At 74.8% G+C, this 10,588-nt stretch carries 8 protein-coding genes and 1 pseudogene; 5 read left to right on the top strand and 4 right to left on the bottom strand.

All coding sequences use genetic code 11. The annotated features are described in order from the left end of the window. A pseudogene (locus ABWI04_RS39655) lies at nucleotides 1-95 on the top strand (M1 family aminopeptidase); the annotation flags it as partial. 62 nt (nucleotides 96-157) lie between these two features. Beyond that, nucleotides 158-2,215, top strand: coding sequence for a DUF4132 domain-containing protein (locus ABWI04_RS39650; RefSeq protein WP_353835617.1), 2,058 nt, complete (start codon nucleotides 158-160; stop codon nucleotides 2,213-2,215). Between the two features lie 25 nt (nucleotides 2,216-2,240). Here the strand turns inward: ABWI04_RS39650 and ABWI04_RS39645 are convergent, their stop codons facing one another. Further along, on the bottom strand, nucleotides 2,241-3,653 hold the full coding sequence (locus ABWI04_RS39645; protein ID WP_353835616.1) for an aminotransferase-like domain-containing protein: 1,413 nt from the start codon (nucleotides 3,651-3,653) through the stop codon (nucleotides 2,241-2,243). 61 nt (nucleotides 3,654-3,714) lie between these two features. Here ABWI04_RS39645 and ABWI04_RS39640 point away from each other — a divergent pair, with 61 nt between their 5' ends. Continuing rightward, on the top strand, nucleotides 3,715-5,121 hold the full coding sequence (locus ABWI04_RS39640; protein ID WP_353835615.1) for a pyridoxal phosphate-dependent decarboxylase family protein: 1,407 nt from the start codon (nucleotides 3,715-3,717) through the stop codon (nucleotides 5,119-5,121). Here the strand turns inward: ABWI04_RS39640 and ABWI04_RS39635 are convergent. The 3 genes from ABWI04_RS39635 to ABWI04_RS39625 form a co-directional block, all read right to left on the bottom strand. Next, nucleotides 5,108-5,896, bottom strand: coding sequence for an SDR family oxidoreductase (locus tag ABWI04_RS39635; protein ID WP_353835614.1), 789 nt, complete (start codon nucleotides 5,894-5,896; stop codon nucleotides 5,108-5,110). The genes ABWI04_RS39640 and ABWI04_RS39635 overlap by 14 nt on opposite strands. Before the next feature lie 87 nt (nucleotides 5,897-5,983). Further along, complete coding sequence (locus ABWI04_RS39630) at nucleotides 5,984-6,559, bottom strand: TetR/AcrR family transcriptional regulator (protein WP_353835613.1); 576 nt, start codon at nucleotides 6,557-6,559, stop codon at nucleotides 5,984-5,986. A 91-nt stretch (nucleotides 6,560-6,650) separates the two neighbouring features. Then, complete coding sequence (locus ABWI04_RS39625; RefSeq protein ID WP_353835612.1) at nucleotides 6,651-7,505, bottom strand: SDR family oxidoreductase; 855 nt, start codon at nucleotides 7,503-7,505, stop codon at nucleotides 6,651-6,653. Between the two features lie 82 nt (nucleotides 7,506-7,587). On the opposite strand from ABWI04_RS39625, the gene ABWI04_RS39620 reads away from it, so the two are divergent. Further along, entirely contained in the window at nucleotides 7,588-8,754 is a 1,167-nt protein-coding gene (locus tag ABWI04_RS39620; protein WP_353835611.1) for an ATP-binding protein, read from the top strand. Then, nucleotides 8,754-10,588, top strand: a 1,835-nt coding sequence (locus ABWI04_RS39615) for a DUF5682 family protein (protein ID WP_353835610.1), incomplete at its 3' end; no start/stop codon positions are given. The genes ABWI04_RS39620 and ABWI04_RS39615, both read left to right, overlap by 1 nt.

Here is a 10,588-nt window from a genome sequence, read left to right as displayed (position 1 = left end):
GCCCGTACCCGTTCTCGAAGTACGACCAGCTCTTCGTGCCCGAGTTCAACGCGGGCGCCATGGAGAACGCGGGCTGCGTGACGTTCCTGGAGGACCGCCGTGGCTGAACCCGCGGCGCCCCGTCCTCAAGGGCCTCACCGTCCCGGAGGCGCGGCTCGTGTGGCGGGAGGGCGAGCGGGAGGAGTGGCTCCAGTGGGACCCGAAGACCGAGAGGCCCGACGCCCCCGACTGGGAGGCGCTGGTCGGGGCCTACACGTCCGCCGGCCACGACTCGGGCAACGTGCAGCTGATGGTGTACGGGCCGGAGGAGCTGATCCGTCCCCTCATGCCCCGATGGAAGGGCTACGGCGTCCGGTGGGCTCACGTGTGGATGCGGCCTCTCGCGGCCCGCTACGAACTCGACGCCCTGCCCCCGGCCGTCCGGACGGCCAAGGCGTTCCCCGACACCTGCTGCGAGCCGCTGATGCCGTACCTGGACGGCGGCGTGGCGAGGTTCATGGCGGAGGGGCTCGTCAAGCGCGGGGCGCTCCTCGGCCCGGCCCGCCGGTGGTTCGGCCGCCACGGGGTCGACGCGGTGCCCCTGCTCGTCCCGGCGGCGCTCGGCGACAAGGCCAAGGAGCGGCGGCCCGCTGAGACCGCCCTGCGGTACGTGCGGGACCTGCGCGGCCTCGACGGCGTGGTCGCGGCGGCCCGCGACGCGCACGGCGACGAGGCCGCCGAGGCGGTCCGGACGCTGCTGTCCACTCCGCCGGTGGAGACGGGCCTCGACAGGCCCCCCGCCGTCGGCGCATGGCTGGATCCGACCCCGCTCCCGCAGGTGCTGCTGCGGGGCGGTGAACGCGCCCTTCCCCGGGAGGCGGTCGGCCGTCTGGTCGAGGTGCTCGCGCTCCCGGCCCCGTACGCGATGGACGAGCTGGCGGAGGCGTGCGCACCCGGCACGCTGTCCGAATGCGGGTGGGCGCTGTTCCAGCAGTGGCTCGACGCCGGCAAGCCGTCCAAGGACGCCTGGGCCCTGCGGCAGCTCGGCCGCACCGGCGACGACGACACCGTCCGGCGCCTCACGCCGGTCATCCGGGCGTGGCCGGGGGAGGGCGGGCACAAGAACGCCGTCCACGGCCTGGACGTGCTCGCCGAGATCGGCACCGACGTGGCGCTGATGCACCTGCACGGCATCGGCCAGAAGGTGAAGTTCAAGGGGCTCCAGGCAGAGGCGCAGGAGCGGATCCGGCAGGTCGCGAAGCGGCTCGACCTGAGCACCGACCAGCTCGCGGACCGGCTCGTCCCGGACTTCGGCCTCGACGCCGAAGGGGGCATGACCCTCGACTACGGCACGCGCCGCTTCCTCGTCCGGTTCGACGAGCAGCTCAAGCCGTTCGTCGCCGACGAGGACGGCAAGCGGCGCAAGACGCTCCCCAAGCCCGCCGCCAAGGACGACCCCGAACTCGCGCCCGCCGCCTACCAGGCGTTCGCCGCGCTCAAGAAGGACGTCCGCACCGTCGCCGCCGACCAGCTCCGCAGGCTGGAGCAGGCGATGGTGACGCGGCGCCGCTGGACGCCCGCCGAGTTCGGCGAGTTCATCGTCCGGCACCCGCTCGTCTGGCACATCGCCCGCCGCCTGGTCTGGCTGGCGGAGGACGGCGGCACGACCGCCGCGTTCCGCATCGCCGAGGACCGGACCTTCGCCGACGCCGGCGACGAGGCGTTCGCCCTCCCCGCGTCGGCCCGCGTCGGCGTCGCGCACCCGCTGGACCTCGGCGACACGGTGAAGGCGTGGTCGGAGGTCTTCGCCGACTACGAGATATCGCAGCCGTTCCCGCAGCTCACCCGCCCCGTCCACACGCTGACCGAGCAGGAGCGCGGCAGCGGGCGGCTGGAGCGGTTCGAGGGCCTCAAGCTGCCCTTCGGCGACGTCCTCGGCCTGGTGAAGCTGGGCTGGGAGCGCGGCGCGCCGCTGGACGCCGGGGTCGAGCGGTGGATCTCCCGGCGCGTCGCCGACCGGCGGTACGTCGTCATCGACCTCGATCCCGGCTTCGCGGTCGGCGCGCTCGACGCCACCGGCGACCACCAGGTCCTCGAGTACGTGTGGCTCGCCGTGGAACCCGCCGACTTCTGGCCCAGCAAGGGGACGCCGCTGACGTTCGGGGAGCTGCACCCCGTCATGGCGTCCGAGATCCTGTCCGACCTGACCGCCCTCGCCGACAGGGCCGAGAAGTGAGCGGCGCGACCGCCCGGGCGACGGCTCACCGGCCGGGGCGCGTCCCCCGGCGGCCCGGGCTCGGGACCCGCGGGCCTCGGCCGCCGCACGCGCCGTCCAGGACGGCGGCGACGCGGTCCAGCGTGGTGATCGGCGAGGTGTAGGGGAGGCGCAGATGGTGGGAGCAGGTCGCGTCGGCCGCGAAGGACGGCCCGGGTGAGAGTTCGAGCCCGTGCGCGCGGGCCCGGGCCGTCACGAGGTCGGATCGCACGGCGGTCAGGCGCAACCAGAGCGCGAGCCCACCCGGCGGGACGGTGAACCGCCAGCGGTCGTCTCCGGCCAGCAGCCCGCTCAGGTGGTCGCGCTGCCGCCGCAGGGCCGTCCGCCGGTGGTCCAGGACCGGCGCCGGGTCGCGGAGGAGCTCGGCGGCGACCATCTGCTGCGTCGGCGCCGCGGACAGCGGCTCGCACAGCGGATGGCGGGCCAGTTCGCCGACCAGCGCGGCCGTCCCGCGGATCCAGCCGACCCGCAGGCCGGCCCAGACCGTCTTGGCCGCGGAGCCGACGAGGACGGCGCGGGGTATCCGGGCAAGCGGCGCCGGCGCCGCCCGCAGATCGAGGTCGCGCATGGTCTCGTCCGCCACCACGGTCACCCGGTGCCGTTCGGCGAGCCGGGCCACGGTCCGCCGGGCGGCGCCCGGCATGAGCGCGCCGGTCGGGTTCTGGAAGTCGGGGACCAGGTAGGCCAGCCCGCCCGCCGCGGCCCGGAACGCGTCGTCGAGCTGGTCCAGGTCCCAGCCGTCCGTGGCGACCCGGCAGCCGGCCAGGCGGGTTCCGGCCGCACGGAAGCCGGCCAGCACGGCGGGATAGGTGGGGATCTCCACGGCCGCGGCCCGGGGGCGCAGGTGCGCCGTCAGCAGCGCGAGGGCCGCGCGCGCCCCCGAGGTGATCAGTATCTGCTCGGGCCGCGTGAGGAGTCCTTCGCCTGTGTAGCGGTCCGCGATCAGTGAGCGCAGCTCCGGCAGCCCCGCGCCGGTCTCTCCGCTTTCGGCCAGGACCGGGCCGGAACGCTCGGCCGCTCTCAGCAGTGCCCGCTGATACGCCGTGTGGGGCGCTGCCGGAACCGCCCTTCGCAGGTCGATGGCACCGTCCTCGCCGACGGCCGAGACCGGGGCGACGCGCATCGCCGCCTCCGGCGGAAGCCGCAGGGTGCTCGCGCTGCCGCGGCGCGTGTCGACCCATCCCTCGTCGCGGAGGATGTCCAGCGCCGCGGCCACCGTCCCCCGGCTCACGCCGAGCGCGGCGGCGGCACGGCGTTCGGCGGGAAGCGGGGAACCGACCCGCAACCGGCCGTCCAGGGCGGCGTCGCCGACCGCGTCGGCCAGCGCCCGTGCCAGGGCGACGCCCGGCCTTCGCCACACGCCCAGCGCTGCGGCCAACTGGAGGTCGGTGGTACGCATTGGTCCAGTTTGCCAAGATTGGCCCAGGATCTGTGACGCCGCCCTGGATACCGTCGCGCTCATGCATCCACGCCTCGCCGCAGATCTCGCCCGGCTTCCGGATCTCCTGCGGACGGTCGGCCTGAGCGCGAACGACATCCTCGGTCGCCTGGACGAGCAGCCGGTCGTCCCGCCCTTGCACCTGCCCGAGCCGGTGCCGCTCCCCGAGGAGGGGGACGGGCTGGCGGCGGCGCTCACGGAGTTCACCCGCGAGTGGGCTCCGCTGCTGTCCGCCAGCGCCGGGCCCCGCTACCTCGGCTTCGTCACGGGCGGCGCCACGCCGGCCGCGCTGGCGGGCGACTGGCTGACCGCGGCCGCCGACCAGAACCCCACGTCGGCGCTCGACGGCGCGGGCCCGGAGCTCGAACGCCGGACGGTCGGCTGGCTGCGCGAGCTGTTCGGTCTCGGCGCCGCGCACCAGGGGGCGTTCGTCAGCGGTGCGACCATGTCCAACACGGTGGGCCTGGCGGTCGCCCGCGAATGGCTCGGCGAGCGCATGGGCGTCACCGTGGCGGAGGAGGGCACGGCGGCACTGGGGCGGGTGCGCGTCCTGTCGGGCAGTCCGCATTCGAGCATCGGGAAGGGCCTGTCCCTCCTCGGTCTCGGCCGTGCCTCGCTGGTTCAGGTGCCGGTTCTGCACGGCCGGGAGGCGGTCGACCCCGAGGCGCTGGAGCGGGCGTTGGCCCAGGCCGGCGGCCCGGCGATCGTGGTCGCCAACGCCGGCACGGTCAACACCGTCGACTTCGACGACCTCCGCGCCATCGCCGCGCTGCGGGAACGCCACGAGTTCTGGCTCCACGTCGACGCCGCCTTCGGCGCCTTCGCGGCGCTGTCGCCGGACCACGCGGACCTGGTCGCCGGACTCGACGCCGCCGACTCCATCTGCGTCGACCTGCACAAATGGCTGAACGTCCCCTACGACAGCGCCGTGCAGTTCACCCGCCACCGGCGCCTCCAGACCCGGGTGTTCCAGAACGCCGCCGCCTACCTCGGTCCGCTCGGCGAGACGCCCGACCCCGTCCACCTCACCCCGGAGAACTCCCGCCGCCTGCGCGCCCTCGCCGCCTGGTTCACGCTGCGGGCCTACGGGCGAGACGGGCACCGCGAGATCGTCCAGCGGAACATCGCCTGCGCCCGCGCCCTCGGGCGGGCCGTCGAGACGATCCCCGGCCTGCGCCTGCTCGCACCGGTCCGCCTGAACGTCGTGTGCTTCACGCTGGCCGGGGACCCCACCGCCGAGCGGCTCGCCGACCTCGCCGCCGGCCTGAAGGACGAGGCGTTCCTCACCCCGACCACCTATGCCGGGGTGCCCGCGCTCCGCGCCGCCTTCAGCAACTGGCGCACCACCGAGGCCGACGTCCACCGCCTCACCGAGGCCCTGAGGAACACGCCCCCAGGGGCGGCCCGGAGCTCTGTCAGGCGGTCTTGAGGGTGCCGCCGTCGATGACGTGGTCGGCGCCGTGGATGTTGGCGGCACGGTCGGACAGCAGGAAGGCGACCAGGTCCGCCACCTCCTCGGGTTCGGTGATGCGCCCGGAGGCGATGCCGGCCTGTCCGGGCAGGCCCGCGAGCAGGTCGTCGTGGCCGATCCCGAACGCGGCCGCCACCTTGCCGCCGAAACCGTCCGGGTCGGTCCACAGCGGGCTGGCGACGACGCCCGGGGAGACGGTGTTCACGCGGACGCCGCGCGGAGCCAGTTCCTCGCTGAGCCGCTTTCCGAACAGGGCCACCGCCGCCTTCGCCTCCGCGTAGCCGACCGGCGAGCCGGTGGGCGTCCGGGCGTTGATCGAGGAGATGTTCACGATCGCGCCCTTGCGCTCCAGGATGCTCGGCAGCGCCGCCTTGGTGGTCCACACCGCGCTGAACAGGTTGAGATCGAACATCCTCTGCCACTGCTCGTCGCCGACGTCGAGGAACCCGCCGACGGTCAGCCCGTCCGGGTCGCCCGCGCCGACGTTGTTGACGAGGAAGTCGATCCCGCCGACCGCGGCGAGCGCCTCGTCGACGACCGCCGTCGCCCCGTCGCGGGTGCTCAGGTCGACGGGCACGGCCGCGGCGGCGACCTTCTCCAGGTCGGGGGTGACGGTGCGGGCGGCGCCCACCACCCGGACGCCCTCCGCGGCCAGGGCCTGTGCGATCGCGAGGCCGATGCCGCGACTCGCGCCGGTGACCAGAGCGGTCCTTCCGCTGATGCCGAGATCCATGATCTTCCTTCCTGAAATGAGCGAATTCTTGAACTAGAGGTCAAAAATGAGGGCGTAAAAAGGGGCGTTCGTCCGAAGTGTCGCGCCTCAGAGGCCGGCCAGGGCGGTGTCGATGATCCGGTACAGCTCCGGTCGGCCGAACGTCTTGGCCATGACCCGCAGCCCGGCGAGGGTGGTCTGGAAGAGCAGCGCCTGCGCCTTGGCGTCGACGCCCCGGTCGACGTCGCCGTCCCGCTGCCCTTGCTCGATGCGGGCGGCGAACAGCCCGATCATGCGCTCCTCCATCCGGTGCACCGCGCGGGTGGCCTCCTCGTCGCGCCCGCCGAGCTCGCCGACCGTGTTCTGGGCCAGGCAGCCGCGGCGCACCGGCCCGTCCAGGTCCATGTCCACGAGCATCGCGAAGTACGCGCGGAAGCGCTCCCTGGTGGTGCCCGGCCGCCAGAGGAACTCCTCGGTCAGCTCCACGCCGCTCCGGCTGTAGAAGTCCAACGCCTTGGCGAACAGCTCGCGCTTGGAGCCGAAGGAGTGGTACAGGCTGCCCTTGGCCACTCCGGTCGCCTCGGCCAGGTCGGCGGGGGACGTGTCGGCGTAGCCCTTGGTCCAGAACGTCTCCATCGCCCGCGCGACGACCACGTCCGGTTCGAAGCCCTTCGGTCTCCCCATGCCGCGACCGTAGCGGGTTTTTGACCTAGAGGTCAAATACTCGTGCGGCGCGAGCCGGGCGCCACTCAGGCCCGCCGCTTGCCGCGGCCGCTCAGACGAAGGCGGAGCGGTGGTCGCGGACGAACTGTTCGAAGGTCGTCGGCTCGCGGCCGGTGAGGTCGCGGACCGTCGTGGTGACGGTCTCCGCGCCGCCGTCCCGGTACGCGCGGCTCACCTCGATCAGGGCGTCGGCGTGGAACGCGGGCAGGCCGCGTTCCAGCATGGCGGCTCGGGCGTCGGCGTCCGAGAGCCCGACGATGCGGACCGGCCTGTCCAGGACCCGGGAGAGCACCCCGGCGGCGGCGTCGTAGGTCAGCGCCTCGGGGCCCGTGAGGGCGTGGACGCGGCCGTCATGACCGTCGGTGGTGAGCACGTGGGCGGCGACCCGGGCGATGTCGCGGACGTCGACGAAGCTGATGGGGGCGTCGGCGCGGGGCTGGGCGAACCGGCCGGCCGACCTGATCGACGCGGCGAACTGGCGGGAGAAGTTCTGCATGTAGAAGTTCGGCCGCAGGAACGTCCACCGCAGGCCGGACTCCTGGAGCGCCGCCTCCACGGGCCGGTGGAGGCGGGCGATGGGCGTCAGCTCCTCGTCGGCCCGCCAGACCGACAGCTTGACGACCCGGGAAACGCCCGCCGCGGTCGCCGCCTCGACGAGGTTGAGCTCGTGGCGGGTCTGGTCGGGCCCCATCGCGCCGACCAGGAACACCGCGTCGGCGTCGCGCAGCGCCGGCGGAAGCGTCGCGGGCCGGCCGAGGTCGATCCGGACGGCGTCCAGGCCGGCGGCGGCCGCCTGGTCGACGTCGCGCTGCGCGTGGTACGCGGCGCGGACCGGCTGCCCGGCGGTGCGCAGTATCTCGAGGAGCGCCGAACCCACGGCCCCGCCCGCTCCCGTCACCAAGATCATGCCGCGCATGCTATCCGCCGTGCCGGCGGGGAAGATCTGGATCTTCGGGCGGAGTGTCCGAGGGGTCCCCTAGCGTTGGGGCATGGAAGATCACCCCTCGGAGGGGCCGGAGGACGTGGACACGGGGTACCAGCGGCCGCCGGCGGAGGTGCGGTTCGCCGGCGAGCTGGAGAGGCTCCGCGAGAGCGACACCGGGCCGAGGCCGCCCGGCTGGGCGCTCGGCCTGACGGCCGCGCGGCGGTTCATCGTCGGGGACGAGGCGCTCGGCGTCCGCCGCAAGTTCGTCGGCGACACCGCCCTCATCGACCGGGCCCTGGTCACCCTCGCCACCAGCCGGGGGCTGATGCTCGTCGGCGAGCCCGGGACGGCGAAGTCGCTGCTGTCGGAGCTGATCGCGGCGGCGGTCAGCGGCACCTCCACGCTGACCATCCAGGGCGGCGCGGCCACCACCGAGGACCAGATCAAGTACTCGTGGAACTACGCGCTGCTGGTCTCGGAGGGGCCCTCCACGCGCTCCCTCGTCCCGGCGCCGCTGCTCACCGGGATGGCCGAGGGCAAGGTCGTCCGGTTCGAGGAGATCACCCGCTGCCCGCTGGAGGTGCAGGACTCGCTGCTGTCGCCGCTGTCCGACCGCGTCCTGGCGATCCCGGAGCTGTCCCGCGCGGCCTCCGGCGGGAGCGGGGCGCCCTCGTCCCACGGGGGGCAGAGCGCGGACGCGATGGTGTTCGCCCGCGACGGCTTCAACATCATCGCGACCGCCAACACCCGCGACCGCGGCGTCAACGAGATGAGCGCCGCGCTCAAGCGGCGGTTCAACTTCGAGACCGTGTTCCCGATCGCCGACTTCGCGACCGAGCTGGACCTGGTCGAGCAGGAGGCGGGGCGGCTGCTGGAGCACAGCGGGGTGGAGGTCGCGCCGCGCCGGGACGTCCTCGAAGTGCTCGTCACCGTGTTCCGGGAACTGCGCGACGCCACCACCGAGGAGGGCCGGTCGATGGACCGGCTGTCGGCGGTGATGAGCACCGCCGAGGCGGTCTCGGTCGCCCACCAGGTCGGGGTGCGCGGCTGGTTCCTGCGCGGCGAGGAGGGCGGGGCCGCCGACATCGTCGAGTGCCTCGCCGGCACCGCCGCCAAGGACAACCCCGAGGACCTGGCCCGGCTGCGCCGCTACCTGGAGCAGCAGGCTCCCCGCCGCGACGGGGAGCAGTGGAAGGCGCTGCACGCCGCCCGGCACCTGCTGCCCGGCTGATGGCCGCCACGTTCGTCGGCGTCCGGCACCACAGCCCCGCCTGCGCCCGCCTCGTCCGGGAGACGATCCGGCGGCTGCGGCCCGCGTACGTGCTGGTGGAGGGGCCCGCCGACTTCGGCGACCGGATCGGCGAGCTGCTCCTCGGCCACGAGCCGCCCGTCGCGGTCTTCAGCTACTACCGCGACGACGAGCGCGTGCACGCGTCCTGGTCGCCGTTCTGCGCCTACTCCCCGGAGTGGGTCGCGCTGAACGAGGGCCGGGCCGCCGGTGCGGAGCTGCGGTTCATCGACCTGCCCGCCTGGCACCCGGCGTTCGCCGGGCGGAGCAACCGCTACGCCGACGCCGAGCGCCGCTACGCCGAGGTGACCGGGCGGCTGTGCCGGGAGTTCGCCGTCGACAACACCGACATCCTCTGGGACCACCTGTTCGAGATCGACGCGGAGAACACGGCGGAGCGGCTCGACGCGTACTTCGGGCTCGTGCGGGGCGAGGCGGAGGCCGGGGAGGACGACGCCGCCCGCGAGTCCTACATGGCGGAGTGGGTGCGGGCCGCCGAGGCCGACGCCGGAGACCGCCCCGTCGTCGTGGTGACCGGCGGATTCCACAAGCCGGCCCTCGAAGCGCTCGCCGCGTCCGGCGGCACGGCGTGGCCCCGCGTGCCCGAGCCGCCCGGCGACTCCACCGGCGGCAGCTTCCTCGTCCCGTACTCGTTCCGGCGCCTCGACGCGTTCACCGGCTACCAGTCGGGCATGCCGTCGCCCGAGTACTACCAGCGGCTCTGGGAGGACGGCCCCGACGCGGCGGCCGGGGCGCTGGTGGAGACGGTCGTGGCCCGGCTGCGCGGGCGGGGGCAGGTCGTGTCGACCTCCGACCTGATCGCCGCGCGGACCCTCACCGCCGGCCTCACCCGCCTGCGCGGCCACCCCGCGCCGGCCCGCACCGACCTGCTCGACGGCCTGGTGTCCGCGCTGGTCAACGACGACCTCGACCAGCGGCTCCCGTGGACCTCCCGCGGCGCGCTCGCGCCGGGGGCGCACCCGGCCGTCGCCGAGATGGTGGACGCGCTGAGCGGCGACCGGACCGGGCGCCTGCACGCCGACACGCCCGCCCCGCCGCTCGTGGGGAACGCGACGGCCGAGCTGGCGCGCCTCGGGCTCGACCGCGGCGGCCCGGTCGTGCTGAAGCTGACGACCCCGCGCGGGCTGGAGCGGAGCCGGGCGCTGCACCGCCTGCGCGTCCTGCGGATCCCCTTCGCCGAGCGCGAGTCCGGCCCCGCCACGGGCGCCGACCCGGAGCTGGAGGAGCGCTGGACCCTGGACGCCGCCGACCGCGACGGGCGCCGCCACGCCGCGCTCATCGAGGCGGGCGCCTACGGGCCCACGCCGGCCGATGCCGCGGCGGCCGCCCTGGACGAGCGGATGGACGCCGCGGGCGCCGACATGGAGGGACTCGCCGCCGTGCTGTTCGACGCGGCGCTGTGCGGCTGCGCCGACCAGTCCGGCCGGATCGCCGAGTCGATCTCCGCCGGGATCGCGGGCGCCTCCGACATCGCCGCGCTCGGGGCCGCGCTCGAATCCGTCCTCGGGCTGTGGCGGCACGACCGCGTCCTCGGCACGGCCGGCAGCCCGCTGTTCGGCACGGTCGTCGAGGAGTGCGCCGACCGGATCCTGTGGCTGGCCGAGGGCGTGCGCGGCGGTCCCGCGCCCGCCGACCTGCGCCGGCTGCGCGCCCTCGCCGCCGTCCGCGACGCGCTCCTGCACGCCTCCGGCACGCTGCGCCTCGACCGGGCCGCGGCGCTCGGCGTCGCCCGCCGCGTCGCCGCCGGGTCCGGCGC

Source organism: Actinomadura sp. NPDC000929 (assembly GCF_040492065.1).
Classification (GTDB): domain Bacteria; phylum Actinomycetota; class Actinomycetes; order Streptosporangiales; family Streptosporangiaceae; genus Spirillospora; species Spirillospora verrucosospora.
This window is presented reverse-complemented; position numbering and strand designations above follow the sequence as displayed.